At 63.5% G+C, this 26,702-nt stretch carries 27 protein-coding genes; 16 read left to right on the plus strand and 11 right to left on the minus strand.

What is annotated here, in order from left to right; translation table 11 throughout:
- Positions 1 to 326 precede the first annotated feature (326 nt).
- Both OJ996_RS25735 and OJ996_RS25740 read left to right on the plus strand, forming a co-directional pair.
- The gene (locus tag OJ996_RS25735) at positions 327 to 2,858 is read left to right on the plus strand and encodes a circularly permuted type 2 ATP-grasp protein (RefSeq protein ID WP_264516637.1); all 2,532 of its coding nucleotides are present in this window, start codon (positions 327 to 329) and stop codon (positions 2,856 to 2,858) included.
- Between the two features lie 96 nt (positions 2,859 to 2,954).
- On the plus strand, positions 2,955 to 3,830 hold the full coding sequence (locus tag OJ996_RS25740) for a transglutaminase family protein (protein WP_264516638.1): 876 nt from the start codon (positions 2,955 to 2,957) through the stop codon (positions 3,828 to 3,830).
- A 346-nt stretch (positions 3,831 to 4,176) separates the two neighbouring features.
- On the opposite strand, the gene OJ996_RS25745 is transcribed toward OJ996_RS25740, so the two are convergent.
- From OJ996_RS25745 to OJ996_RS25760, 4 genes are all read right to left on the minus strand, one after another.
- Positions 4,177 to 5,220, minus strand: coding sequence for a right-handed parallel beta-helix repeat-containing protein (locus OJ996_RS25745; protein WP_264516639.1), 1,044 nt, complete (start codon positions 5,218 to 5,220; stop codon positions 4,177 to 4,179).
- Between the two features lie 75 nt (positions 5,221 to 5,295).
- Positions 5,296 to 6,096: a DNRLRE domain-containing protein gene (locus tag OJ996_RS25750; RefSeq protein WP_264516640.1), complete on the minus strand. Its 801-nt coding sequence runs from the start codon at positions 6,094 to 6,096 to the stop codon at positions 5,296 to 5,298.
- Between the two features lie 6 nt (positions 6,097 to 6,102).
- Positions 6,103 to 8,373 (minus strand): TonB-dependent hemoglobin/transferrin/lactoferrin family receptor, encoded by a 2,271-nt coding sequence (locus tag OJ996_RS25755; protein ID WP_264516641.1) that lies wholly within the window; start codon positions 8,371 to 8,373, stop codon positions 6,103 to 6,105.
- A gap of 68 nt (positions 8,374 to 8,441) precedes the next feature.
- The gene (locus OJ996_RS25760) at positions 8,442 to 9,323 is read right to left on the minus strand and encodes a DUF6607 family protein (RefSeq protein ID WP_264516642.1); all 882 of its coding nucleotides are present in this window, start codon (positions 9,321 to 9,323) and stop codon (positions 8,442 to 8,444) included.
- Positions 9,324 to 9,757: 434 nt separating this feature from the next.
- Here OJ996_RS25760 and OJ996_RS25765 point away from each other — a divergent pair, with 434 nt between their 5' ends.
- Together OJ996_RS25765 and OJ996_RS25770 are read left to right on the plus strand one after the other, a co-directional pair.
- Positions 9,758 to 10,192, plus strand: coding sequence for a hypothetical protein (locus OJ996_RS25765; RefSeq protein WP_264516643.1), 435 nt, complete (start codon positions 9,758 to 9,760; stop codon positions 10,190 to 10,192).
- A gap of 23 nt (positions 10,193 to 10,215) precedes the next feature.
- Positions 10,216 to 11,319: a Rossmann-fold NAD(P)-binding domain-containing protein gene (locus OJ996_RS25770; RefSeq protein ID WP_264516644.1), complete on the plus strand. Its 1,104-nt coding sequence runs from the start codon at positions 10,216 to 10,218 to the stop codon at positions 11,317 to 11,319.
- A 251-nt stretch (positions 11,320 to 11,570) separates the two neighbouring features.
- Here OJ996_RS25770 and OJ996_RS25775 read toward each other — a convergent pair whose 3' ends face one another.
- Complete coding sequence (locus OJ996_RS25775) at positions 11,571 to 12,344, minus strand: PEP-CTERM sorting domain-containing protein (RefSeq protein ID WP_264516645.1); 774 nt, start codon at positions 12,342 to 12,344, stop codon at positions 11,571 to 11,573.
- Positions 12,345 to 12,552: 208 nt separating this feature from the next.
- Here OJ996_RS25775 and OJ996_RS25780 point away from each other — a divergent pair, with 208 nt between their 5' ends.
- A complete protein-coding gene (locus tag OJ996_RS25780) occupies positions 12,553 to 13,398 on the plus strand; it encodes a helix-turn-helix transcriptional regulator (protein WP_264516646.1) in 846 nt (281 codons plus the stop codon).
- Positions 13,399 to 13,594: 196 nt separating this feature from the next.
- On the opposite strand, the gene OJ996_RS25785 is transcribed toward OJ996_RS25780, so the two are convergent.
- Entirely contained in the window at positions 13,595 to 13,798 is a 204-nt protein-coding gene (locus OJ996_RS25785; protein ID WP_264516647.1) for a hypothetical protein, read from the minus strand.
- Here OJ996_RS25785 and OJ996_RS25790 point away from each other — a divergent pair.
- Together OJ996_RS25790 and OJ996_RS25795 are read left to right on the plus strand one after the other, a co-directional pair.
- Positions 13,787 to 14,077: a transposase gene (locus tag OJ996_RS25790; RefSeq protein WP_264516648.1), complete on the plus strand. Its 291-nt coding sequence runs from the start codon at positions 13,787 to 13,789 to the stop codon at positions 14,075 to 14,077. The two genes, OJ996_RS25785 and OJ996_RS25790, sit on opposite strands and share 12 nt — an antisense overlap.
- Positions 14,078 to 14,151: 74 nt before the next feature.
- On the plus strand, positions 14,152 to 14,538 hold the full coding sequence (locus OJ996_RS25795) for a hypothetical protein (protein WP_264516649.1): 387 nt from the start codon (positions 14,152 to 14,154) through the stop codon (positions 14,536 to 14,538).
- Here OJ996_RS25795 and OJ996_RS25800 read toward each other — a convergent pair.
- Together OJ996_RS25800 and OJ996_RS25805 are read right to left on the minus strand one after the other, a co-directional pair.
- Positions 14,520 to 15,701: an FAD-dependent oxidoreductase gene (locus OJ996_RS25800; protein WP_264516650.1), complete on the minus strand. Its 1,182-nt coding sequence runs from the start codon at positions 15,699 to 15,701 to the stop codon at positions 14,520 to 14,522. The genes OJ996_RS25795 and OJ996_RS25800 overlap by 19 nt on opposite strands.
- Positions 15,698 to 15,946, minus strand: coding sequence for an acyl carrier protein (locus tag OJ996_RS25805; RefSeq protein ID WP_264516651.1), 249 nt, complete (start codon positions 15,944 to 15,946; stop codon positions 15,698 to 15,700). The genes OJ996_RS25800 and OJ996_RS25805 overlap by 4 nt, the downstream gene beginning before the upstream one ends.
- A 208-nt stretch (positions 15,947 to 16,154) precedes the next feature.
- On the opposite strand from OJ996_RS25805, the gene OJ996_RS25810 reads away from it, so the two are divergent.
- Positions 16,155 to 16,508, plus strand: a complete 354-nt coding sequence (locus tag OJ996_RS25810) for a hypothetical protein (protein WP_264516652.1) — start codon at positions 16,155 to 16,157, stop codon at positions 16,506 to 16,508.
- A gap of 72 nt (positions 16,509 to 16,580) precedes the next feature.
- Here OJ996_RS25810 and OJ996_RS25815 read toward each other — a convergent pair whose 3' ends face one another.
- Positions 16,581 to 17,591 carry a beta-ketoacyl-[acyl-carrier-protein] synthase family protein gene (locus tag OJ996_RS25815; RefSeq protein WP_264516653.1) on the minus strand — a complete coding sequence of 337 codons (1,011 nt, stop codon included), beginning with the start codon at positions 17,589 to 17,591 and terminating at the stop codon, positions 16,581 to 16,583.
- An 89-nt stretch (positions 17,592 to 17,680) separates the two neighbouring features.
- Positions 17,681 to 18,910, minus strand: a complete 1,230-nt coding sequence (locus OJ996_RS25820; RefSeq protein WP_264516654.1) for a beta-ketoacyl-[acyl-carrier-protein] synthase family protein — start codon at positions 18,908 to 18,910, stop codon at positions 17,681 to 17,683.
- A gap of 184 nt (positions 18,911 to 19,094) precedes the next feature.
- On the opposite strand from OJ996_RS25820, the gene OJ996_RS25825 reads away from it, so the two are divergent.
- From OJ996_RS25825 to OJ996_RS25860, 8 genes are all read left to right on the plus strand, one after another.
- The gene (locus tag OJ996_RS25825; protein WP_264516655.1) at positions 19,095 to 19,985 is read left to right on the plus strand and encodes an alpha/beta hydrolase; all 891 of its coding nucleotides are present in this window, start codon (positions 19,095 to 19,097) and stop codon (positions 19,983 to 19,985) included.
- A 39-nt stretch (positions 19,986 to 20,024) separates the two neighbouring features.
- Positions 20,025 to 21,176, plus strand: coding sequence for an endo-1,4-beta-xylanase (locus tag OJ996_RS25830; RefSeq protein ID WP_264516656.1), 1,152 nt, complete (start codon positions 20,025 to 20,027; stop codon positions 21,174 to 21,176).
- Between the two features lie 110 nt (positions 21,177 to 21,286).
- Positions 21,287 to 21,646, plus strand: coding sequence for a DUF2200 domain-containing protein (locus OJ996_RS25835; protein WP_264516657.1), 360 nt, complete (start codon positions 21,287 to 21,289; stop codon positions 21,644 to 21,646).
- A gap of 311 nt (positions 21,647 to 21,957) precedes the next feature.
- Complete coding sequence (locus OJ996_RS25840; protein ID WP_264516658.1) at positions 21,958 to 22,446, plus strand: NUDIX hydrolase; 489 nt, start codon at positions 21,958 to 21,960, stop codon at positions 22,444 to 22,446.
- 57 nt (positions 22,447 to 22,503) lie between these two features.
- Positions 22,504 to 23,484, plus strand: coding sequence for a hypothetical protein (locus OJ996_RS25845; protein WP_264516659.1), 981 nt, complete (start codon positions 22,504 to 22,506; stop codon positions 23,482 to 23,484).
- Between the two features lie 455 nt (positions 23,485 to 23,939).
- A complete protein-coding gene (gene tnpA / locus OJ996_RS25850; protein ID WP_264516660.1) occupies positions 23,940 to 24,395 on the plus strand; it encodes an IS200/IS605 family transposase in 456 nt (151 codons plus the stop codon).
- Between the two features lie 117 nt (positions 24,396 to 24,512).
- Positions 24,513 to 24,968, plus strand: a complete 456-nt coding sequence (locus OJ996_RS25855; protein WP_264516661.1) for a hypothetical protein — start codon at positions 24,513 to 24,515, stop codon at positions 24,966 to 24,968.
- A 69-nt stretch (positions 24,969 to 25,037) separates the two neighbouring features.
- On the plus strand, positions 25,038 to 25,604 hold the full coding sequence (locus OJ996_RS25860) for a hypothetical protein (protein WP_264516662.1): 567 nt from the start codon (positions 25,038 to 25,040) through the stop codon (positions 25,602 to 25,604).
- A 361-nt stretch (positions 25,605 to 25,965) separates the two neighbouring features.
- Here OJ996_RS25860 and OJ996_RS25865 read toward each other — a convergent pair whose 3' ends face one another.
- Positions 25,966 to 26,571, minus strand: coding sequence for a hypothetical protein (locus OJ996_RS25865; protein WP_264516663.1), 606 nt, complete (start codon positions 26,569 to 26,571; stop codon positions 25,966 to 25,968).
- Positions 26,572 to 26,702: the final 131 nt, after the last annotated feature.

Below are 26,702 nucleotides of genomic sequence, written 5' to 3' on the forward strand. Positions count from 1 at the left end.
CAATCCCGTCGTTTGATCCGCGACCACGAGGTAAGGATCGAACATTCGGAAGCGCTGATCTATCTCTCCATGACCAAGCGCATGCTCGCAAGAATCGACGCCTGACCATTTTTCAGACAGCTTCTAAGATGAAAGTTAAAGGAAATCGCCATGAAGATGTAGGTTGAAAACAACAGGTCAGCACCCCTGTTTCAACCTAAAATGCTATTTAAGCAGCACTTGAGACTTTCCCCGGGGAAGGCACGGGATCTGATAGGCTTTCCGCGATGACGAAGCCGCCGTTCCCACCATTGCCAAACGGAGGCCTTCCGGGCATACCCGGAGCCATGCCGGCTGCGGCCACACCCAAGAACATCCTGCCCGCCGACTACCGCCGCGGCACCTGGGACGAAATGCTCGCCACCGACGGCCGCACCAATCCCTCCTGGTCCCATGTCGCCTCCTGGCTGGGGGGCCTCACCCCCGAGCAGGCCGCCGCCACCTCCGGTGAGATCCACCGCCTCCTCCGCGAAAACGGCGTGACCTACAGCGTCCACGGCGCTCCGGACGGCGAGCACCGCGCTTGGCAGCTCGACGCCATCCCTTGGGTGGTCTCCGAGCAGGACTGGAAGACCATCGAGGCCGGCCTGATCCAGCGCGCCGAGCTGCTCGACGACATCCTCACCGACATCCACGGCGAGCAACGCCTCATCACCGGCGGCTGGCTCCCGCCCGAGCTCATCCACGCCCACCGCGGCTACCTGCGCCCCTGCCACGGGATGCGCCTCGCCTCGAAGCGCCAGCTCATCCTCTACGCCGCCGATCTCGCCCGCGGCCCGGACGGCCGCATGTGGATCGTGAACGACCGCACCCAGGCCCCCTCCGGCAGCGGCTACGTCGTGGAGAACCGCGTGGTCATGACCCGCGCGATGCAGCGTCTCTTCCACCGCACCGGGGTCCGCCGCATCGCCGGCTTCTTCCGCACCCTGCGCCAGACGCTCGAGTCCTTTCCCGCCCACGCCGGCGCCCGCGAGCCCCGCATCGTCATCCTCACCCCCGGCCCGCAGAACGAAACCTACTTCGAGCACGCCTTCCTCGCATCCTACCTCGGCTACTCGCTGGTGCAGGGGGAAGACCTCACCGTGCGCGATGGCAGCGTCTGGCTTCGCTCGCTTGGCGGCCTCGAGCCCGTCGATGTGATCATCCGCCGCGTCGATGCCTGGTTCAGCGATCCGCTCGAACTGAAGGAAGACTCCCAGCTCGGCGTGCCCGGCCTGCTGGAGGCCATCCGTGCTGGCAATGTCGCGGTCGTCAATCACCCCGGCAGCGGCGTGCTGGAGAATCCCGGCCTGCTCTCCTTCCTGCCCGGAATCTCCCGCCATCTCCGCAATGAGGAGCTCATCCTCCCCTCCGCCGCCACCTGGTGGTGCGGCGAGAAGCAGGCCCGCGAGACCGTGCTCTCCCGCCTCGACCAGATGGTGGTGAAGTCGATCCACCGCGCCCCCACCTTCGGCACCGTCTTCGGTGCCACCCTCGATGCCAAGGAGCTTGCCGCCCTGCGCGACCGCATCCTCGCCTGCCCGGAATGCTATGTCGGCCAGGAACAGGTCGGCTTCTCCACCCAGCCCTGCCTCAGCGGCACCCAGATCGAGGCCCGCCGCGGCGTCCTCCGCGGCTTCGTCACCGCCACCCACGATGGCCGCTACATCGTCATGCCCGGCGGCCTCACCCGCATCGCCGCCTCGCAGGATGCCCTCATCGTCTCCAGCCAGCTCGGCGGCACCTCGAAGGACACTTGGGTCCAAGGCGCCGATAGCGAACCCTTCGTCTCCCTCTGGGAAGAGACCGAGCAATTCACCGAGCCGGACGCCCGCAACGTCCCCAGCCGTTCCGGCGAGAACCTCTACTGGACCGGCCGCTACGCCGAGCGCGCGGAAGGCACCGCCCGCCTCCTCCGCCGCTCCGTCCTCAGCTTCGTGGAGGCCATCGGCGACGATGACGAACAGCTCCGCCGCCACCGCGAGATCCTCATGAGCGGCCTCGTCGGCGTGACCAATTCCGGTCCGCCCAAGCCGGGCGAAACCTTCTCCGCTGTCAGCGATGAAGACGTCGTCGCCTCTCTGCTCCTCGATCCCGCCCGCCCCGGCTCCTTGCCAGGCATTCTCCGCTCCTTCCGGAACTCCACTTACGCCGTCCGCGATCTCTGGTCGCCCGACTCATGGCGCGTCATCGAGGCCGTGATCCGCGAGTGGGTCGAGCGCGAGGCCCCGCAGCGCAAGGATCTCGACGGCTTCACCGATCCCCTCAACCGCCTCATCCTCCACCTCACCGCCCTCCTCGGCCTGAATCTGGAGAGCATGACCCGGGATGCCGGCTGGCGTCTCCTCGACTCCGGCCGCCGCATCGAGCGCGCCCAGTACCTCCTCTCGATCCTCCGCAACTTCCTCGTCGAGACCCGCAGCCCTGCCGAGGAGCAGCTCGTGATGGAGACCGTGCTCGCCGCCTCCGACAGCCTCGTCACCTATCGCAAGCGCTACCGCACCCACCCGCGCATCGAGCTCGTCCTCGAGCTCCTCCTGTTAGAGCCGAACAACGCCCGCTCGCTGCTCTATCAGATCCAGCGCCTCGCCGGAAACATCGAGCAACTCCCCCGCCAGACCCAGGGTGCCCGCCTCACCGCGGAGCAACGCATCCTCGTCGATCTCACCAGCCGCCTCCGCCTCACCGATCTCGGCCAGCTCGCGCTTTCCAGCAATGGCAGCCGCAAGAAGCTCGAAGCCTTCGTCGGCCACATGAGCAGCGCCCTCTACCAGCTCTCGAACGCGCTCACCCTGACCTACTTCCGCCACGCCGACCGCCCGCATTTCCTGCGTGGCTAGCATGGAGCAAAGAGCGGAGAGCAAGAGTCTCTCCTGAAAACTGAACACCGAAGACTCGCAAACTTCTTCCACTCCAAGCTCTAAGCTCCCGGCTCCATGCTCTACCGAATCCGCCACCGGACCAGCTACCGCTACGACGTTCCCGCGAACCTCTGCCACAACGAGGCCCGTCTGCGCCCGCTCGATCTCCCCGGCCAGCGCTGCCTCTCCTGGAAGCTCAAGATCGATCCTGAGCCGGAGTTCCACCGCAGCCGCCACGATTCCTTCGGGAATCACATCGACTACTTCTCCATCCAGCGCCCGCATCCCGAACTCATCATCACCGCGGAGAGCGAAGTGGAAGTCCTCTCCCACGGCCAACTCTCGCTCGAAGCCGGCGGCCCCTGGGAGAAGATGAAGCAGACCCTGCTCGCCTCGAAGGATGCCGCGTCCCTCGATGCCCGCGCCTTCACGCTCTCTTCCCCGCTCATCCCCATCATGCCCGTCCTCGCGGAATTCGCCCGCCAGGACTTCACGCCGGGCCGCTGCGTCCTGGAGGCGGTCTCCGCCTTCAACTCCCGCATCAACCGCGAGTTCAAGTTCGACCCGAATTTCACCACCGTCGCCACTCCGATCACCGAGGTCTTCGAGAACCGCCGCGGCGTCTGCCAGGACTTCGCCCAGCTCATGATCTCCGCCCTGCGCTCGATAGGCCTCCCCGCGCGCTACGTCTCCGGTTACCTCGAGACCCTGCCGCCGCCCGGCAAGCCCAAGATGGTCGGTGCCGATGCCTCCCACGCCTGGGTCTCCGTCTTCGTCCCCGGCCAAGGCTGGATCGACTTCGATCCCACCAACAACCTCCGCCCCGCCGAGCGCCACATCACCGTCGCCACCGGCCGCGACTTCCGTGATGTCTCTCCGCTCCGCGGCGTCACCGTCGGCGGCGCGAACCATCACCTCAAGGTCTCCGTAGACGTCTCCCCCGTCACCTGACCCGGCCCTGGGTGAGCCTACTTTAGTCCGATGCCGTTAAGGACTCGTTTTTGAATCGGAGCCCGCATCGAGGCTCCGGCAGATCGACCACGGATTGTACGGATTCAACGGATTACACGGATGAAGCTGTGTTGGCTTCACGAGAAGAAATGCCCGTTCAGAAATCCTTCTGATCCTGTCTTTGAATCCGTCAAATCCCTTGAATCCGTATAATCCGTAGCAAACGGGGCCTCCCCAGTCCTTAACGGCATTGGACTCTAGTCGGCACGCCCCCCCTCCTCCTCAAAAATTTTGCGCCCTTCTGCGCCTTCTCGCGGCAGAGAAATAACTACTACCATCCAGTAGCTCACTCCCCGTACTTTCCCGCCACCTCCTCCACCGGCAACTTCGGCTTCGATCTCTCCGGCCGGTCTGTCGCCACCCAGGTATTCCCCTCGAAGCGAAAAGTCTCCACCGCAGTCCCCCCGCCCACGTTCACCTCGGCGCCCACCTTCTCCCTCAGGAAGCGGATCTCGTTCCCCGCGATCTTCACGTTCCGGCAGGGCGCGAAACCCTCCTCCTTGGTCTCCTGCAGCACCCGGAAGACCCACTTTTCCGGGTTCACGATCTTGTTCCCCGTGAACTCCGCGCCATCCACTCCGGTGAAGGCCGTGGCACACATGCCGCCCTCGATCGTGTTATCGCGGATGATGATATCCTTCGCCTCGTATTTCACCCCCGGCGGCCGGAAGTAATCCAGCCCCGTCGAGCCGCCCGCCTGGATCGGTCGCTCGCCCGCATTCTTCAGCACGCAGTTCCGGATCGTGATGTCCCGGCAGCCGCCCTTGAACTGCGGGCCGGTGTGCTGCGAGTAGCCTTCCTTCCCCGTGATCGTGCAGCCCTCGATCACCGACTCCGAGCAGCCCACCAGATCAATCGCCTGCCCGCCCCAGCCGCTGATCGTGCAATCCTTGATCCGCAGCCCCTGCAGGCCCGAGCACTTGATCGCATCGAAGTTTCCCTTCGGCCCGATGTCGCTCACCTCCACGCCCTCTAACAGGATTCCCTTCACCGGATCCTCCCGCTTCCCGCCATCGTCCAGGTTGATCCCGTTCGCGCTCTGCCCGCTGCACTTGACGTGTCGCAGCTTCAGGCCCTCGCAGCGCGAGAAATGCCACGCCTGCTTCCCGCCCTTGAAGTGCGGTGGCGCCGTGGCATCCAGCGCCTCCACCGTCAGATCCCCGATCCCCGCCACATGCAGATCCGCCGCATACTCCCCCGGGCCGATCTTAAGAATATCCCCTTTCGCCAGCTTGCCCAGCGCCGCTCTCAATTCCGCGGTGTTCTTGACCACCACCACCTCAGCCCCCACCGGGCAGGACATCAGACAAAGCAGGAGGAACGCGCGCATGACATCTCTACGCACCTTCCCCCGCTCATGTAAACCAAGGAGCGGGTGCGTCTCGCGCCCGCCCGTCAAATGCCTTTACGGCTTGTAGAGTCGGAAGAACTTCCTCGACCCCGCCGTTGCGCTCACCTGCCACACGCCCGCGCTCGATGCCGGAGTCGCCGTGCTCGCCGTCCATGGCCCGGAAAGGTTGTCCGCCTCCTGCAGGGTCCAGCCCGTGCTGCCGGTCACCGGCCAGGCCAAGGTGATCTGGTTCCCCTGCTTTGCGATCGAAAGCACCGGATTCGGCACCGGCGCGGTCGAGCGCGTGATCACCAGTTGCGGCTTGAAGCTGGTCAGCTCCATCGAGGCGAATTCCACGTTCAGCAGCGGCTCCAGCGTCTCGCTCTCCGGCTTCAGCACGAACCCGTAATTCGGCACGGTCCCCGCCGCCCACTGCTTCACCAGCGTCGTCACGTCCACCTCCACCCACACTTCCGTGCTGGCCGCCGTCATCGTGATCGTGCCTGCCAGCTCCTGCGGTTTGATGTGATTCCAGCGCAGCGTCGGGCTCAGGCTCCACGCCTGCCCCTGCCGGTGCACCGAGACATTCCCTCCGCGCAGACCGCCGCCGTTCGACGAATTCGGAATCAGGGAGAATAAGCGCAGCTTCGCCGTGCCGATCTCCGCCGCCGGGATCGCCAGCGTGGAAATATTGAACTGCACCAGCGAGTGGTGCGAGTGCGCCTGTGTCGGGTGTGCCCCCACGTTCAGGGAGTCAGGCGTGAAGGACGGCGCATCGAAGTAGGCATACACATCGCTATCCAGCGATGGCGTGAAGGTCACCGTCTCGGCAACCGCCAGCACGGCGGATGCGAAAAGCAGAAGAATCGCTTTCATGATCTGTTAGAATGTCTTCGTCACCGACAAACTGAAGTTCCGTCCCGGAGCCGTGGCACGATCGGTCGTGCCGTTTCCTCCCAAATGACCACCCCCGCGGCGCACCGAGCCCCAGGCCCAGTACTTCTCGTCGAAGATGTTGTTCAGCCCCGCATGGATCGCGATCGTCTCCGTCGGCTGCCACCAAGCTGCAAGGTCCAGCGTGAACCACGAAGGCGGCCGGAAGAATTCCCCTTGGTTCGTGCTATCGTCCACCCGGGTGACCGCCGCGGTGTAGACACCCGTCAACCGTGCGCCGAACTTCCCTTCCGGATCTTCATAGCCGGCGAAGGCCGCCGTCTTCCACGGCTCCACCGAGTTGAGCGGCACATCGCTGCTCAAGTTGTTGCCCACCGTCTTGCCGGTGCTCAACCCGAGTTGCCAGCCCTCCGCCTTCGGCGACCAGTAGCCCAGCTCGTGGATCCCGCCGAGTTCGAAGCCGTAAATCTCCGCCTCGCCCCGGTTCACCGTGGTCACGATATCGCGGTTATCGCCGTCGTTCTCACCGGTATCGACACCGTTCTCGATGAAGTCGCGGTAGTGCGTGTAGAACACCGAACTCTGGAAGCGCCCGGCCTTACCATCCGCCTTGAAGCCGAGCTCGAAGGAATTGCTCTTCTCCTCCTCCAAGTTGGGATTCGGCACCGTCAATGTGCCGGAGTTGCTTCCCCCGCTGGCAGGATGGACGAAGATCATTGAAAGCTCCTCCGCGGTGGGATTTCTCACCCCCGAGGCCCAGGTGCCGTAAACCTGCATCGTTTCCACCGGCTTCCATGCCAGGTTGAGCTTGGGCGCGACCGAAAGGTTGTCGTAGTCACTCGGCGGCTCCTGGGCATAGAGGTTCAGCTCGGCCAAGCGCTCCAAATAAGCCGCATTCGGATTCGGTTCGATCTTCTGCCAGTCCAAGCGCAGGCCCGGAGTGATGATCCAGCGCCGTGCGATCTTGATCTCATCCTGCACGAAGATACCCGCGCGCGTGGTGTCGCTCGGTGCGAAGGCCGTACGGTTGCTGTCCGTCACCGCAGGGGAGTCCACCCGCGTGTAGCGGTTGCTTGATGCCTCGAGCGAGGCATCGATCCCCGCCATCACCGTGTGCATCACACCGTCTTCACTGCCGAAGCTCCGCCGCGCGACCGAGCTCAGGCCGGTGATATCCGTGTCGAAGCTGATCTTCTGCTGCCGCGTCCGCTCGGTGCCGGGAATCGGAACGCCACCGATCACCCGGGGAAGGGAGGCGGAGTCGCTGTCGCTGCGGCTTCCCGCGTGCTGCCAGTAGACATGGCTGTCGAGCTGGTCCAGCCAGCCGTCCTGCGGTGCATAGCCCCACTTCAGGCTCGCCCGCTGGCGATCCAGATACTGGGTGTTGTGAACGTAATCCGTGAAGACCGGGAACAAGGAATTCGCCGCACTCCGCGCATCCGTGAAGCTTTCGCGCTCGAAGAGTTCCAGCGCCAGCCGGAAGGTATGATCACCCGCCACATGCTCGGCCTTCAGGAGCGCCGAGTGGGAGTTGAAATCGGAGGGGTTCGGCGGCTCGTTGCCATTGTTGGCCGTTTCCTCCCCCTCGCGCGTCGCGTAGAGCAGCATCACCGAGGTGTCCCCTTTCTTCACTGCGCCACCCACCTGGCCGGCGATGCTCTCGTTCACCGAGAAATACTGCGCCCGCACCAGCCCGCCGTAGTTCTTCCCCTTGAGCATGCTCTCGGGCTCGGGCGTGCTGAAGGAAACCACGCCTCCCAAGGCATCGCTGCCATAGAGCGCGCTCGCGCCGCCCTTTAAGACCTCCACCATGTCGAACATGGCGGGATCGAAGTAGTCACGACCCACACCGCCCGCGCCATCGCCCGCTCCCATGTCGAAGGAGGTCGAGACATACTGCGGCGGCTGGCGGATCCCATCCAGTTCGATCGCCACCCGGTTACCTTCCGCCCCGCGGACATTGATGCTCCCGTAGCCGGATTGCCCGTAGGCAAAGGCACCGTCGCCGCTGCTAAAGTCGAAGGGCAGCGAAACCGTCGGATCATACTTCGCGAAACCTCCGAGGTCTTGCGATCCGGTCCGCAGCAGTTCCTCCGAGCTCGTGCTCAAGGTCGAGCCGCTGGCGTTGATCCACTCCTGCTCATAGCGGGAGGCGACCACCACGATCTCGTCCAGTTCGTCCACGACCGACCCGGACCCCTCATCCCCGGCGGCGGACTCCTCCTCAGGATCCGCCGCCGAGGCGGGGTGCAGCGCCATACCGATGGCGACAGTTACCAGGAAAATGTGGGAGCGGGTACGGCTCCAGGGGGGATGGGGAAAACAGCTCACTGCGCCACCACGAAGGGCTTCAGGCTCTCGCGGATCTTGGCAACGTCGGGGGCCTTGCCATCTTCGGTCTCTTCCACGAATTCAGCCACCACGTCCATCAACACGCCGGGCTCGGCCTTGCTCTGCACCTTGATGCTGCCTTGGGCCGGATAGAGCTCCTCCCAGACACCGCGCACATCCTTCCAGAAGGCATGCGTTTTGTCCCAATAAGCATTCGCCTTCGCGAAGTCGTGATCCTTTACGCGCAGATACGGGTTGTAGCCAATCTCGCGCACCAGCGGATACTCCTTGCCCTCGCGCTTCACCACCTTGGCGTTGTCTTGCTCATGGAACCAGCCGAGCGGGGTGACGGTGTGGCGGTTCGTGACCACCAGCAGGTCGTAGTCGTCGCGCTTCTCCTCGCGGCGCGGCTTCGGCCGGTTGGCCACGGCGGTCCATTCGCTGGACTGCTCGTTGTGCACCCAGGCGGCGATACCTTCGTAGCGCGGCGAATCGTCGATCTGCGTCACGCGCTGCGACCACTTGCCCTTTGCTTCCTCCGCACTGATCTTCTTAGTGCTCCAGACCCGGCTGCCTTGGAATTCCAGGATCTCGGTGTCTTCGTAAGTCCAGATCTGCGCCCAGTGCTTCACCACCATCGGGCCCGCCTGCAGGATGTGCTGCAGCACGATTTTCTTCCCGCTGTCTTCCACCACCTTCACCGTTTCGAAGGCCTCTTCTTCATAGGCCTTGGTCTTCGCCTCGTAGTCGGAGCGCAGCGACAGCGTCTCTTGGAAATGGAAGCCCACCTTGAAATCTCCAGCCATCGCCAGAATCGCCTGACGATCCTTCTCGAACTTCTCATCCGCTGCGAAGCCGGTGCCCAGAGGCAGAAGCAACGCGCCAAGCGCTAGCCAACTCAATTTCATCGGCGCGATCCTTCCCCCCACCCACCCCACCGCGCTCCCTCTCTCTTGCGAAGGATTGACGCTGGATTGCCATCACCCCCCGCGATGGCAATTCGCCGCTACCAAGCTGCAATACACCACCACGCCCCCGCCGGAATCACCTTCGGCGCCCGAATCCAAGGGTAAGTAGTCCCGCCTTCAGGCGGACGCAGCCACCCATCGCCCCACCACACCCTCACGTAGCGGAATCACTTCGTGATTCCGGCTGCTCGCGTCTCCCTCACACCGCCATCCGCTTCGTTTCAGCGCTCCCCGGTCAACACAAGGCTCCAGCCCGACCAAACCACCCTTCCCCTGAGCGGACACCCTTCTTGCTCTCCCCCGGTCTATCCGCTAAAAGCCCCATCCTCCATCTCCGTTTCCACATGAGAGTCGATCCTCTGGACCTCATCGGCCATTCCATCTCGGGCATGCTGCTCCGGACCGCCTTGGCTTGGTTCGCCATATGGATCGGCTTCACTCTCGCCGGACTCACAGGCCTCGGCTCTGTCGGAGAATCACTTCAAGACTCCCTCTCCTCCGCCCCGCTCTTGCCACTCACCATCGTGGCCATCGCCGTAGGCAGCGGCTGGTGGTCGTGGATCGCGTTGCCCCTCTCCTTCATTCTCGCCTACCGCGCCCTCACCTTCATCAGTCGCGAAGGGGGCTTCATCGAGCTGCTTTTGCTCATCCCACTTTCCTTTCTGGTCTGCGCGCAATGCGGCGACCTCGATGAAAACTTGATGATGATTGCCGTCCCCTTCGTAGTGTTCGTCTACCTTCTATCGAAGCGACAGGAGAAGGAAGCACTTGAGGAATAACCCACTCCTTCACCCATCCCACCATGACCCGCCGCCAATCCCTGAAACTCACTACCGCCGCGGCCCTCTCTCTCCCCGCCTTCGCCGCGGACCCCGCACCCAATCCGCTCCGCATCCTTATCCTCGGCGGCACCGGCTTCACCGGACCCCATCAGGTCCGCTACGCCCTGTCCCGAGGTCACAAGATCACCCTCTTCAACCGCGGACGCCGCCCGCAGGAATGGCCCGCTGAAGTCGAGGAACTCACCGGCGATCGCGACAAGGGCGACCTGAAGTCCCTTGAAGGCCGCGAGTGGGACGTCTGCATCGACAACCCCACCTCCGTCCCCTTCTGGGTCCGCGATGTTGGCAAGGTCCTCGCCGGAAAGGTGAAGCACTACCTCTTCATCTCCACCGTCTCTGTCTATGCCGATAGCTCGAAGCCCGGCCGCGACGAAACCACGCCCACCGTGCCCTACGAGGGCGCGGACGCCATGGCCGAAACCAATGCCACCCTGCGCGCCGACTTCAGTCTCTACGGCCCGCTCAAGGCCGCCTCGGAACGCGAGGCGGAGAAGCAGTTTCCCGGCATCACCACCGTGATCCGACCCGGCCTCATCGTCGGGCCGGGCGATGATACCGACCGCTTCACCTACTGGCCCGTCCGCATCGCTGCCGGGGGCGAAGTCCTCGTCCCGCCCGCCGACGATCCGGTGCAGATCATCGATGCCCGCGACCTCGCCGAATGGACCATCCGCCTCGCCGAGCAAAAGGCTTTCGGCACCTTCAACGCCTGCGGCCCCGAAAAAGAACTCACCATGGGAGCCATGGCCGAAGGCATCCGCACCGCCACCAACTCGGAAGCCAAGCTCACCCACGTCACCACCGACTTTCTCAAGCAGCAAGGAATCGCTCCATGGGGGAATCTTCCCGTCTGGGTTCCCGGCCAAGGCGATTCCGCCGGCTTCGGCCGCACCAGCATCGCCAAAGCCCTGAGCGCGGGCCTGAGCTTCCGCCCCCTCGCCACCACCACCAAGGACACCCTCGCCTGGTTCAAGCAACTCCCCGCCGAACGCCAAGCCAAGCTCCGCGCCGGCATCTCCCCCGAACGCCAAACCGAACTCCTCAAAGCCTGGCACGCCCGCTAAAGCCCCATGCCTTTATGACTTGAGCAGCCCCACCTACCAAGGATCCCAAAGCTCGGGCGCATTCCAAGAGTCCTCATAACCTCATCCGCGCCATCCGTGTAATCCGCGGTTGATCCATCCGGGACCCTTCCCCGATCTCATCCATCCTGGCTCAAAAACTCCGGGAACTACGCCACCCCTAGTACAAAAAAGACGCCCCGCCGGACCCACCGGGTCGCTCGCGGGGCGTCGATTGCCTTGGCAAAATCAAATCAAGCGCGGCGGCGGCGCAGCAGCATCGCCGCACCGATCAGCGAAAGCAGCAGGCCGGAAGGCTCCGGCACCACCGCGGAGTCGGACGCGAATCCGGTCGGCGAGTAGATGGTATCCACCTGCAGGTCGGTCACCGAAAGCACCGAGCCGCCCGGGATCCCTTCGACACCGAAGATGTCGATGTCGTAGATCGACTGGTTTCCGGTCAGCTCGAACTTCGCGAACCACTGGCCGAGGCCGAGGGCGTTCACCGTGTGCACATACTCCGCTTCGGTGCCGTTGATCGAGAAGCCGAAGCCATCCAGCGCGAAGTTCCCGCCGAACATCGCGCCCGACATCGAGAGACCTTGGATGATGATCGTCGTGAATCCTTCCGTGCCCACCACACCGTTCGTCGGGACGTGCAGTTGCAGGCCCTGGCTATTGATGCCACCGACGCTCGAATAGATGTTGTTGCTCCCTGAAACGATATCGGAGCTGCCGGTCTGCGTGATGAAGGAAGTTCCGGAAAGGTTCCCCGGGTTGATGGACGGAGTGCCATTGAGGATGTCCGGAGTCACGTCCGGCTGACCTTCGCCCAGCGGCGGATTGCCATCCCAAGTGCCGGAGGACCAGCCGAAGTAGGTGGTGTTCGCTTGGCCGCGGAACTCCGGGGTGTAGATCCCCGTTCCTTCGTAGACGGCATAGGCCGCCTGCGCGACGGGCGCGCTAAGCGTCAGGGCAAGGGCAGACAGCAAAAACAGGGGGCGGCGGCAACGGCGGGGCGATTTCATGGCGTTAAGGGGCTGGCCGACGGCAGGGTGTCGGTGCCGGAAATCCTCCCCTCCCCCCGCGTCCCGCGCTCCCGCAACCTTGCCTTTCCCTAACGATGGATTGCCGGGGGAGAGAATAATCTGCAACCAGCCGCTACCCGACAGCAATTGGCCGCCATGCGCAAATCTTCTTCTTGCGACTCAATCGCAATTACTACCCAATCACCCCGTGTCCGCCCTGCTTCACGCCACGATGCTCCATGAAGGAGACGGAGTCAGCGTGACCGGGGTGGACGTGGATCTCTCGCAGGCAGTGGACTGGAGCCGCATTTTGCAACCCTCCTCCGGTCACTTGGTTCTCAATCTCGATGGGCACGCGGTCGTCCTCGGCACCCGCATCCGCTTGGGTATCGTCCCCGGCACCATCTCCTTGTTGAGACCGGGAGAAGGCGAAACCATCCACGCCAGCCGCCTCCCGGGCCGCCACCGCTTCATTGTCCTCGCCGCCTCCCCGGCCTGGCTCGTCTCCAATTTTGGCGACAACACCCTTCACCCTGTCCTCCGTGGCACTGAAACGCCTGAGGCTGCCCAGTTCGGCCAGCTCCGCTCCATGAATCTGGCGGAGCGCGACCTCAGCGAGCTCCTGCTCCAGCCCCCGGTCCCCCGCCCGCTCCGCTCCGCATGGTTCCGGGGCAAATCCTTGGAATGCTTCAGCCTCTTCGGCGGCGCCCCGCGCAGCGGCTCCGGCGGGAACGACCCGCTCCGCCAGCGCATCGATGCCGCCACCCTCTGGCTCCGCGAGCATTTCCGCGAGGACCTCGACCTCCACGCCGTCGCCCGCCACGTCGGCTGCGCGCCCCACTATCTCAGCCGCCTTTTTCGCCAGCACAGCGGTAAGACCCTGAGCCAGAAGCTCCGCGAGATCCGAATCGACCGCGCCGCCTCCCTCCTCCGCGACGGCGGCTGCAACGTCACCGAAGCCGCCTTCGAGGTCGGCTACAACAGCCTCAGCCACTTCACCAAAGCCTTCGTCGCCGAAAAAGGCCAACGCCCCTCCGACTGGCGCGTCAGCTGACCCGGGAGCGCGGACTTCAGTCCGCCCGAGCACTGGAAGATGCACTCTTCACTACCCGTTCCCCCCACTCTATAACCACTGCGTGGATCATAAAGGCCGATATACCCGAGGCTACCTCCCCCATTGCGACTTCCACGACTCCATCCAGGCTATTACCTTCCGTTTGGCCGATTCAGTCCCGAAACACGTTCTCGAATCATGGAGAAACGAAGCTCTCCGGGTAAAAGGCGACAAGCGAGCCGAGGCCGAAATCCGCAGGCGAATCGCCGCCTATGAAGACGCGGGGCACGGCAGCAGCATCCTTCGACGCGTCGAGATTGGCACCCACATCCAACACCAGCTTGTAGCGGGTCACGGAGTCCACTACCGGCTGATCGAGTGGTGCGTCATGCCGAATCATGTCCACGCCCTGATCTCCATGGAGGGCCGCTCCCTTGGCTCAATCGTCCAGACTTGGAAGGGAGCATCCGCCGCCGCCATCAACAAGCAGCTTGATCGACGCGGAACTCTTTGGATGCCAGACTACCATGACCGCTTCATCCGGGATGCCGACCACTTCCACGATGCCCGCATCTACATTCGCCGGAATCCGGTGAAGGCGGGGCTCTGCTTGGAGCCGCAGCTTTGGCCACTGTCCAGCGCGGGAACGAATTGGAATCCAGAGGCTGGAGCGGACTGAAGTCCGCGCTCCCGGGATCTAACCGATAGCGATTTCTATTGCGACACCGTCTCAATTGAAGTTCTTTCCGCCGCGTGCAGCCCGCCGCCCACGAAATCGATGGCCTCCTCCTGCCCCTTGCACCTGTTTTGGCCAAGGAAGCCGATGCCATTCTGGACCTTCGCGAACTCCTGATGAGCAAAGGCCATCCCGGCAAGTGCGTGCGCTGCTTCTTCCAGCTCTTCACCGCCGCCGGTTCCGTGGCGATGCCCCAGATGGCTCCGCTCATCGCGTGGCTGGAGGCCAACCTCGAAATCGCCGTCCGCGCCGATGGCCGCATGCTGGAAAGCCTGCCTGTGAAACTCGGCGAGGATGAGGACCTCGAGGCCTTCTGCATCCGCTCGATCGAGAAGGTCCGCTTCGACCGCGGCTTCACCGCACGCCGCGTGAATCTCGCCTTCCGCTACAAGGCCGCCGCCTGAGCCGCCGCGTTCCCCGCCGCCTGCCCGGTGGCGAAACAGGTGCCCATCACCCGGATCGATGCCTGCGCCTCATGGTCGCAGGAAATGCAGCGCCCCGCCACGAAGACCCGCTCCAGCGTCTCCGGCACCAAGCAACCGAGCGGAATTCCCGCCGGCAGATCGCCCTCCGCATAGCGCAGCTTCGGCCCTCGATTCGTCTCGCGCAGTTCCAGCGGCCAGGTCGCCAGCGCCACCTCGTCATCGTACCGCGCTCCGGAAAGAATCTCCTCCGCCCGCAGCACCTTCTTCCCGATCCAGCGCCGGCTCTCGCGAACTCCCGCCCGCACCGGCCACTGCGAGATGTAGGCACCCGCCCAGCTCTCCGCCTCACCCTTCAGGAAATCGATCGCCGCGGCCGCAATCGCCCGCCCGGCCGTTTCCAGACCGGATAGGCACTCGGGATTTAACGGATCATACTCCGCCTCCTTCCCCGAGAGATCGATCGTCCCGAAAATCTCCCCCGTCCGCCCGCTCGCACGGAAATGCAGGCCCAGCGAATCCTTCGTCAGGACCCCGCGCCGCACCCCCTCCACGATCCGGCCGGCCGTCACCAGTCCGCCCTCGCCGCCGCCCTGCACCGCGAAGACATACGCCGGCCGCTGCAAGCGCCCTCCCTCCGTGGTCGCCGTCTCCGCCTTCGCCAGCGCAGCGAAGACCGCATCCCCGCTCGCATCCACCACCACCTTCGCCCGCAACGGGAAGATCCCCCCGCGGCTCGCCACCTCCACCCGCCAGCCATCGCCCTCCGGCTCCGCCGCGATCGCCTCGCTATGGTAGAGCATCTTCACCCCGCTATCTAACAGAACCGCATCCGCGATCTTCACGAACTCCACCGGATGCTGCGGCAGCACCCACACCCGCCCCATCTTCACCGGACCGCTCCCGGTCGCACGCCGCATCCGCTCCTCCATCTCCGCGGGGAATCCCGCATTCGCCACCACCGGCCTCTCGCCTCCCGCCAGGTAGAGCCCGCAAAACGTATGTACGAGGGATGCCGTACCCATCCCGCCCGCATAGCCGTGCCGCTCCACCAGGATCACGCTCGCACCGTTCCGTGCTGCGCTCGCCGCCGCCGCCAGACCGGCGCTCCCGGCCCCCAGCACCAGCACGTCGCAGCCCTTCACGCCTGCCTCCTCCCGATCAGCGCCGCCAGATCCCGCGGCGTCCCCAGGTTCTCCCGGTCCGCATCCTGCGGTGCGATCACCGCTCCGAACTTTTCCTCCGCGATCACGATCAGCTGCATCACCGCCATCGAATCCATCCCCGCCGCGAAAAGGTCGCCCTCCACCGGAAAGCCGTCCGGCAAGTCGGCAATCCCTTCCTCACGGAGCATCTCGATCACCTCTTGCGGTGTGGGGGCAGCGGTCATTTCCGCACCCACGGGAACAAAGGCTACGCAGCCCCGCAAGCCCGCATGCACCACCGCCAGATCGTGCAAGATGCCACCTCGCACCATGCAAGACCATCTCTTCCTAACCGGATCAATCCTCGTAACCCATTGAAAAATCAAACGGCACACCGAATGCGATCAGTGATCCATGCCCCGAAACGGGCAAGCCAACCCTAGAATCACAACCATGAAAGCACCGTTCGTAACTTCGATCATCGCCGCCGCCACCTATGGCTTCCTCTTCACCGCCTGCGATTCCCGTCAGGAAGAAGCGCGCGAGGACGCCTTGGAAAACAAGGCGGAAGCCCTTGAGCAGCAGGCCAAGGATGTCCGCAAGCAAGGTGAAGCCGCTGCAGACGCCACGGAAAACGCCGCCGATACCGTCCGCAAGCAAGCCGAAGGTACCACCGAAGCCACCAAGGAAGACGCGGAAGCCCGGGCCGATGCTGCCGAAGACAATGCCGATGCCGTCCGCAAGGACGCCGAGCGCAAGGCCGATGCCATCGAAAACGAGGCTGATCGCACCCGCGAAGCCAAGTAATCGATCCTCGCACCACCACTCCTCACGAAAGGCCCTGCCGGAATCTACCGGTAGGGCCTTCTTCGTTCAGCGTCATCGCTCTAACAAACACCCCGCCGCCTGCTCGTTCCCGCCCAGCGTCGTCACCAGTGCCCTGCTCGCTCTGCCCCTTCGCAGCTCCTCCACCGCCACCACCACCTGCATCCCGGATGACGCGGTGAACGACTCGCCCAGCACTTCCCTAACAGAAAATCTCTCACCCTTCCATCCGGGCTCCGCCGCATCGAAGCGCGCCACCCCGCTCCGGCTATCCGCCAGCAAGGTCGCGCCATCATCGCTCGCCCCCGTCGCCGCCATCACCTCGCGCAAAGCCGCCGCCCGATCGCATCCAGGCCCCAAAGCCACCGGATCCGGTATGTTCGTGATCGCTGGACCCTCGCCATCCTTCTCCAGATACAGCGCCGCCGCCCCTTCCGCCGGCAGACATCCCTCCGCATAAAGATTCAGAGCCTCCGCCGAAAGCCAATCCAGTTCCTCCGGCACCACCACCAGCACGCCATCGCAGTCATCGCGCAGCAGCCACTCCGTCGCCACTTCCAGCGCCGTATAAATCTCCGCCGTATCGCCTAACAGCGTATCGTTCGGCGCCGTCGAATGGAACAACGCCGACAAGTGGCTCGAAGGCGCGTTGAACACCGTCTCCGGAAACAAAATTGGACTCGCCACCGCCGGATCCGCCAGTACCTCCCCGAAGAAACGGTTCGAGTAATTCACGCAGCCGTTCATCAGCGCGCAGATCACGCCAAGCCGGATCTCACCCGCCATCACCCTCTCCATCCGCTCCGGTCCCAGCGCCTCGATCGCCGCCGCCACCGCGAATTTCGACACCGGGCTCACCCGCCGCAGACGCGGACTCTTCGGCAGCGTCGCAGGCGCAGGCGGCACCCGCAGCACCGCCGTCCTCACCGCCTCATGCCCGGGAATCTCCCGCACGATCTCCCCTGCCTCCGGTCTCGCCCCGCCATCCAGCGCCTCCATCAGCGCAGGCACTCCCCACCCCGCAGGGCTAACAGCTCCGGTTCCCGAAATCGTGATGCGCGGCATAAACGTCAAAAGCTCAGAAATTCAAAACCCCAGCGACTCCACCGTTCGTTCCTTCTTCCATTCAAAGTTCAAACTTCAGAGTTCAGCCTTCAGAGTTCGAATATAAGCGTCGCATTCGCCCCGCCGAACCCGAACGAATTCGTCAGCACCCGCTGCACCGCCACCTCGCGCGGCTGCTGCACCAAATCGAATTTCACCGCCGGATCCATCTCCCGCACCCCCAGGCTCGCCGGCAGGAATTGCTCCCGCAGCGCGATCAGGCACAGCACGGACTCCACCGCCCCGGCCCCTCCTAACAGGTGCCCGATCGCCGACTTCGTGGAGGACACCTTGATCCCGCCCACCGCATCGCCCGCCCAGCGCGTGATCGCATTCGCTTCCGCCACATCATTCAGCGGCGTGCCGGTCCCGTGCGAGTTGATGTAGTCGATCTGCCCCGGCTCCAGCCCCGCGGCCCGCGTTGCCCGCTCCATCGTCGTCAGCGCCGCATCACCCTCGGGGTGCGGCTGCGTCAGGTGATGAATGTCCGTCGCCGCCGCATAGGAGAGCAGCTTTGCCAGCACCTTCGCCCCGCGCGCCTGCGCCCCCTCCAGCGATTCCACCACCACGAAGCCCGCCCCCTCGCCCAGCGCCAGACCATCCCGCGCCGCATCGAAAGGCCGCGGAATCCCGGACGGCGAAAGCGCCTGCAGCGAATCAAAGCCCGCGAAGACCAACTGGCACAGCGCATCATAGCCACCCGCCAGCACCCGCTCCGCCTTCCCTTCCGACACCATCTGGAACGCATGCCCGATCGCATTCGCACCGGACGCACACGCGTTCGAAAGAATCCGCAGCGGCCCCTGCACCTCCAGCGCCCGCATCATCGCCGCCATCTGGTACTGCGGTTGATAGGTCTCCACCCGCGTCAGCTGCTGCCGCCGCGAGCGCCCCTGCGTCGCCTGGAGATAATACTGCTCCCCCACCGGCATCGCCGCCGCGGAGGTTCCCACCGCCACCGGCATCCGCCCGCCGGAGAGCCCCGCCATCGCCAGCGCCTCCTGCGCCGCGATCAATGCCATCCGCGTCCCCCGGTCCATCCGCTGCCACTCGCGCCCGCCGATTCCCGCCACGCTCTCCGGCAGATCCACCTGCCCGGCCGTTCCCACCCGCTGCCGCGAGACATCGAAAAGCGTCACCGGCTTGAACGCCGTCCGCCCCGCCCGGAACCCCGTCGCATTCCCCGCCCAATCATCCCCCATCGAAGTCAGAATCCCCGCCCCCGTGATAGCTACAGGACGAAGGACGGCGGGATAGGAGCGATCGGCAGAGTAGGCCACGGGAAACAGATTCGAAGGCGACAACAATCAGGAAGCAGCCAAGGACCGCCCCCGGCTTTTCTAGGAGCCACGTGCCCATCTGTCCACGATCTCCTTCTCTCACCTACCTCCCGTGTGTTGAAACCCGCCCCATGGCGCAATTCTCCAAGACCTCCGCCGGAAATCACCGATGCTGACCACGCCCATGAAATCCCTTGCCAGCCTCCTGTTCTGCGGACTCGTCGCTTCGCTCGCCATCACCACCGCCCAAGAACCGCCAACCCGGCCGCGGGAACTGGATGCCCCCATCGTGCTCGGCCCCGACGACAAACCCGCCTATCCCGCCCCGCCCGAAGGCTACAACAAACCAAACGACAAAGGTCCGCGCGGGAAACTCGAGATGATCGAATACGACTCCAAGGTCGTCGGCACCAAGCGCAAGATGCAGGTCTACACCCCGCCCGGCTACACGGCGGATCAAAAGTATCCCGTGCTCTACCTGCTCCACGGCATCGGCGGCGACGAAACCGAGTGGCAGCGCTTCGTGAATGTCGATGCCCTGATCGACAACTTGATCCACGACAAGAAGGCCGAACCGATGATCGTCGTCATGCCGAACGGTAGGGCCCAGAAGGACGACCGCCCCGTGGGCAATGTCTTCGCCGCCGCCCCGGCCTTCGCCGTCTTCGAGCGCGATCTCTTGGATGATGTCATCCCCGCGATCGATTCCCGCTACAGCACCCGTGCCGACCGCGAGCACCGCGCTCTCGCCGGCCTCTCCATGGGCGGCGGGCAAACGCTCAATTTCGGCCTTACCCACCTCGATACCTTCGCCTGGATCGGCGCCTTCTCCGCCGCCCCGAATACCAAGCCGCCTGCGGAACTCGTCCCCGACCCCGCCAAGGCCACCAAGGAGCTGAAGCTCCTCATGATCACCTGCGGCAACAAGGACGGCCTCATCAATTTCAGCCAAGGAATGCATGCCTACCTGAAGCAACACAAGGTCCCCCATGTCTGGCACGTCGACGGCCACGGCCACGATGCTACCCACTGGGGGCACGCCCTCCGCGAATTCGCGCAGCGGATCTTCCGTTGATGCAAGTTCCTGGCGGGGCGACGGTAGTTCAGGAGAACCATGATCCGCTTTCCGACCCACGCCATCGCCGCAGTCGCCGCGCTCGCATTGCTGTCCACCCGCGCCACCGCGGAGGAGGCCGCCCTGCGCTCGGTGTTTCAAGACGACTTCTTGATCGGTGTGGCTCTCGGCAGCCGCGTGGTCGGGGGTCGGCAAGCGGAGGCGGAGACACTCGCCGCCCGCCAGTTCTCCTCGCTCACCCCGGAGAATGAGATGAAATGGCAGGCCCTCCATCCCGCCCCGGGCCGGTACCACTTCGAGGCCGCGGATGCCTTCGTCGCCTTCGCCCGGCGGCATCAGATGCAGCTCGTCGGCCACGCCCTGGTCTGGCATAGTCAGACTCCCGCCTGGGTCTTCCAAGACAAGGACGGCCAAGCGCTGGGCCGCGACGCATTGCTCGCCCGCATGCGCGAGCACATCCACACCGTCGTCGGTCGCTACCGGGGAAAGGTCAAGGGCTGGGATGTCGTCAATGAAGCGCTCTCCGATGGCGGCCCCGACCTCCTCCGCGATTCCCCGTGGCGTCGCATCATCGGCGATGACTACCTCGACCACGCCTTCCGCTACGCCCGCGAGGCGGACCCGCAGGCCGAGCTCTACTACAACGACTACGGCCTGGAAGACCCGCGGAAACGGGAGAACTGCCTCAAGCTCCTGCGCGGCCTCCGCGAGCGCGGCATCCCTGTCGATGGCGTCGGCACCCAGTCCCATTTCCACCTGCATCACCCGCCGCTCCCGGAAGTCGAAAAGACCATCACGGCCCTCGCCGGTCTCGGCCTGAAGGTCATGGTCACCGAGCTCGATGTGGATGTCCTTCCCTCCCGCGGCGATCCGGGGATTGCCGACATCAACCGCCGCGAAAAAGCCGAGCCTGCGCTCGATCCCTACCCCGGTCCCCTCCCCGATCCGATCCAGGAAGTGCTCGCCCGCCGCTATGCCGGATTGTTCCAAGTTTACCTCCGCCATCGCGACGCCATCACCCGCGTCACCTTCTGGGGCCTCGACGATGGCCGCACCTGGCTGAACCACTTCCCCATCCGCGGCCGCACGAATCATCCCCTCCTCTTCGACCGCGCCCTCAAGCCGAAGCCCGCTTTCCACGCGATCCTCGCGCTTAAGGGCTCCTCTCCGCCCTCAGAAACGGGGAAGTGAGACGTATTCTGTTAGATCGGCTCGGGGGTTTCTGTCACCCTCGCAGCCTTTCATCTCAATTCCCCTCCCTTGGGATCCATTATCCATTCCTTAACTCCGCCTTCATAGTAATGGCAGAAAAACCTCCGCATCGCATCTACCAAATGCCCTTCGCCAGCGTCTACCCCCACTACATCGCCAAGGCCGAGAAGAAAGGCCGCGAGAAGTCCGAGGTCGACACCATCATCCGCTGGCTCACCGGCTACACCCAGAAGCAGTTCGAAACTCACCTTAGAAAGGAAACCGACTTCGAAAACTTCTTCCAGAAGGCACCCGCCATGAACCCCGCCCGCACCCAGATCAAAGGCCTCATCTGCGGCATCCGTGTCGAAGACATCCAGGAGCCCCTCATGCGAGAGATCCGCTACCTCGACAAACTCATCGACGAACTCGCCAAGGGCAAAGCCATGGAAAAGATCCTCCGCTCATAGCGACGCAGCCGCCTTGGACTGGTCCAGTCTGCAGCCCTGAAGCCACTCCGACTGCCCGTCATCAAGGGTACGTAGTCCCGCCTTCAGGCGGACGAAGCCATCTGCCACTCCACCTCACCTTGATGCCTCTCCATCCGCGGCTGCGCCGCCTTGGACTGCGCGCAGCCTGCTGCCGCTTTCGGCAGGCAGCCCTGCTGCCGTGAAGCACCTCGCCAGCCAACACCCGCCTCACGCTCCCCCCATTCGCGGCGCAGCCGCTGTGGAGTGCGGCGAGCATCGCCGCATTGGATCGCGTCCGCCCCCACATCGCCATGTCGAGCCCCCCTCAAGCGCCCCCGCCACCTTCCGCCCGCCTCGCCTCCCGCATCATCCTCCTCGATGACCGGAACCGCATCCTGCTCCTCCGCGCCTGCGAGCCCGCCACCCGGCATATCTTCTGGCTCATGCCCGGCGGCGGCCTCGATCCCGGCGAGACTTTCGAACAAGCCGCTCTCCGCGAACTCCACGAGGAAACCGGCATCACCGCCCCCATCGGCCCCTGCGTCTGGTATCGCCGCCACCTGCACCTCTGGAACGGCCGCGAGTCCGACCAGTTCGAGAAGTTCTTCCTCGTCCGCATCCCCTCCGCCACGGACATCGTCCCACCCCAACCTGATAGCTACATCAGCGACCATCGTTGGTGGACTCTCTCCGAATTGACCGGCACCACCGACGACTTCGCCCCGCGGCAACTCCCCCGCCTGCTCCCTCCCATCCTCCGTGGTGATATCCCCTCCGACCCTCTCGATTGCGGCATCTAACATCTCGCTTCCAGACTCCCCTTCCCCCCACCACGATAATCGCACTTCCTCCTCCGCATGATCGTTCCCGACTACTGGGCGGAAGCCCGCAAGCAACATCGCGAGCCCGGCAAGCAAGTCACCGTCCGCCGCCTCGGTTGGTCCACGCTCAGCCAAGCGGATGCCCTCGAAATGACTGAAGCTCGCGCCACCGAGGCACTCGCCCGCATCCTCTCCGGCGAGAAGCTCGACCGGCGCGAAAGAAAGACTCCCTACAACGGCGCATCCGGAGTGCCCATCCGCGAGGAAGTCCTCTCCCGCCACGGCGACGAAGTCATCACGCGCAATTCCTACGGCGCGCATTGCCTCAATACCCCACACGCCCTCTTCGCGGATATCGACTTCGACTCGGGCGGCCACTGCCGCACCACCCTTGCCCTGATCATCCTCCTGGCAGTGCTCTCCATTTTCGCCGGCTTCCACTTCCACAATTGGGGCCTGCCATTTGCCGTCTTCGTCTTCTTCCTCCTGCTCGTCGATCCCCTGGCATCCTTCATCCATCGCGCGGCCCGGGCAATCCGGGGCGGCTCCGAACGCATCGCCCGGCGCCGTATCGATCGCTTCCTCGCCACCCGTCCCGCATGGAATCTCCGCCTCTACCGCACCCCCGGCGGCATGCGCCTCCTTGCCACGCATCAAGCCTTCGAACCCTCCGCCCCGGAGGTCCAGGAATTCTTCTCCGCCGTCGGCACCGATCCCGTTTACGTCCGCATGTGCCTCAATCAGCAATGCTTCCGCGCCCGCCTCACGGCCAAGCCATGGCGCATCGGCATCTCCTCCCACATGCGCCCGCGGCCCGGAGTCTGGCCCGTCGACCCATCCCGCCTCCATCTCCGGAACGAATGGATCGCCCGCTACGAGCAAGTCGCAACCGGCTTCGCCGCCTGTCACTTCCTCGAGGCCATCGGCTCCGGCACCGTCCACGACAGCATCCGCTCCGTCATCGACCTCCACGACCGCGAATCCAAATCCCAACACCGCGACCTCCCCATCGCCTGAACCAAGCGTATGTTTCTGTCCCAACGGGACTATGCAACAAAGCCCGAACTCGCCGACGCAGGAGCCCCCCCGGAATCGCGCCCGCATCACTCTACCTCGAAGAGGTCACCCACGTGAGCATCCCCCCTGCCGCTCGACAGAAGACCAGCCCCTCTGATGTCCCAACGGGACTGCACAACAAAGCCCGGGGTTGCCGACGCAGGAGGCTACCCCGGAATCGCCCGCCCGCATCATTTTACCTCGATGATGTCGCCCACATGCGCCCCCCGCCGCTCGACAGAAGACCTGCCCCCTCTCTGTCCCAACGGGACTACGCAACAAAGCCCGGGGTTGCCGACGCAGGAGGCTACCCCGGGATCAACCACCCGCATCATTCTACCTCGAAGAGGTTGCGCACGCGAACATCCTCCCCCTTGCCGCAAAATGGCCACATCTGATAGATAAACCCGGATCCCATGCCCCAATCCTTCTCCGCCGTTTATCTCCACGTCGTCTTCTCGACCAAATCGAGAGCACCCTATCTCGCCGACAAAGAGCTCCGGACCCACCTCCACCGTTATCTGGCGGGGATCTCCCAAAACCTCGATTGCCCCACGCTTCTCATTGGCGGCGTGGAAGATCATGTACATCTCCTCGCTCGCCACTCCCGGACGATTTCCCAATCCGATTGGATCAAGGAACTGAAACGCGCATCAAGCCTGTGGATCAAAACCGACCACCCCGCACTCCGCGATTTCGCGTGGCAATCTGGTTACGGAGTCTTCTCGGTGAGCATCTCCCAATTGGACAAAGTCCAAGCATACATCGCCAACCAAGAGGAGCATCATCGGAAGCAGAGCTTCCAAGACGAGTTCCGCGCGATGTTGAAAAAGCACCACATTGACTGGGACGAAAAATACGTCTGGGACTAACCCACCGGGAACAACACCCACCCTCTTCCCCTGTCCCAAAGGGACCTCACAACAAAGCCCGGGGTCGCCGACGCAGGAGGCCACCCCGGGGTAAGCTCATCCCACACCTCCTGAACCATGCCACGCCAAATGTCGCCTGAACAGGAACGCGAGTATTTAGAACTGCTCTCCTATCTCGGCTACTACTGCACTCGTATCTGGGGCGTGGATCGAAACTCCCCGGACCACCCCGCAAACGTGGCGGAAAACATTGCCGCCACCCACGGCCGTTCAAAGGCGCTTCAGGGCCTCCGACAAGCCGTCAATGACACCATCGAGAACCTCGCCGACCAACCGCTCGATTTCATCCAAGGTCTCGATTCCGAACTCCGCGAACGAGAGATCATCACCTTCTCCGAGATCCGCTGCCGCTATGCATCGGCCTATCGACGAATCTTGAAGCGCGGAAGGATCAAAACAGAAACGGAGCACCACATCATCGCCGGGATCTTGGCAGACTCCACCATCACCTTGGACGACCAGGTACGCGCAATGCTCGCCGAACTGATCACACGCCACGAGCGGGACCCCTGATCATCCTGTCGTCGTAGCACAGCCAACTCGGATCGCAGGCGGAGCTAAGCAGGCACAGAAATCCATGGAATGGATCGCATTGATATCTTGTATTCACAACATCAATCATCGACGATGGCGGCTCCCTTCGACAAATATCATCCTATGCGATACTGGAGAATGCAACTTCATCCATGCGATTCATCTCGCGCCACCCAATATGCATGCCGAAGCCTTTGTGCTGGCTATATCGGTCTGGATTTTCTTACCGAGGCAGGGGATCTGCTGAGCGATGCCACTCGAGAAATTGAAACGGGACAGAGCGACTACGTGGCCTTCGCAACCCAAATGGCGATCGGAGACCGAGTCCTAATCATGGCTCACCACTTTCCCTTGGCAGTCTGTACTGTCGCCGGTGAATATAACTACATCCGCCATACCTCGGAAGATCTCGGAATCTGGTTTAGACACTTCCGCCGTGTAGAGCAGGTGATTTTCTATGGGGATGCTGCCACCAATGCACATTCGTGGCCGAGAATTGTCATGACAGACACCATCTCTCCGCTTCACGACCCGAACTCCCAATCCTACCGTCTCATCGAGTCGCTGACGAATACCGAAGGCAGCGAAGCCGCCCCGGCGGAGCCCACCGCCTGAGCCGAGCATGATGGCTCATGGCCACACCTCCCCGCGGGAGATTCATTCAGCCTCTGATGCCCCAACGGGGCTGCACAACAAAGCCCGGGGTTGCCGACGCAGGAGGCTACCCCGGGATCGACCCCGCGCACCATTCTACCTCGAAGAGGTTGCGCACCCGAACGTCCACCCCTTGCCGACAAACAACCGGATCTGATAGATAAACCCGGACTCAATCCCTCTCCGTCGTTTATCTCCATGTCGTTGATGAACACGGAGCGAGCCGCAAGATCCCGAGCCGAACACGGCCGCAACCTGCTCGAGGTAGCCATACCAGACGGCTGTTACCACGGGCAGGCAGCCCCCGCCGGGTCAGGCGGCATCATTCTGTAATCCTCCTCCACCCGCTCGAAGCTTCAAAAGCCTCCAGCCTTCCGGAGTTCTTCAACCGCCCCTCCCAATCCGCTTTCGGCTTCATGCCCAGACCGCCGACGAAAGCTTCTAAACCATTCACCCAAGAGATCGGATCACCCTCCAGATCGCGCTCGCTCCACTCGAGTTTGCTACAACCGAAACAAACCGCGAGCCTCGAAGACACACCATTATCCGAATGAAACTCGATGCTGTGGCGCGGTGCAGCAGCACAGAAGCTGATCACCAGCGGCTCGGAAGCATCCATCGCGCGAAGCGTTTTTGACAATTCATCCCTTTGCTCTCCATTCAAGGGAACTCGCGCATACTCGACCGTCGGAACCTCATCGCTTGAGTAGATGCCATCTTCCCCGGGGCTATAGATCTCTAGGAAGTCGTTAACATGCGAATGTTCCACCACTTCGATCCTCGAAGCATTCGTAACCGCAACCACCAGCGCCTCGCGAAACTCACGCTTGGCCTTTACATCAGGATCCTCCGGCTTGGAGCAAGAGGAAGCGCAGGCGACAAACAATGCGGGTACGACCGCAAAGTTGAAGATCCGGGAGTAACTCATCTCCTGTTAAGAAGCTGTCTGAAAAATGGTCAGGCGTCGATTCTTGCGAGCATGCGCTTGGTCATGGAGAGATAGATCAGCGCTTCCGAATGTTCGATCCTTACCTCGTGGTCGCGGATCAAACGACGGGA

Origin of the sequence: Luteolibacter rhizosphaerae, assembly GCF_025950095.1 — a bacterium.
Taxonomy (GTDB): domain Bacteria; phylum Verrucomicrobiota; class Verrucomicrobiia; order Verrucomicrobiales; family Akkermansiaceae; genus Haloferula; species Haloferula rhizosphaerae.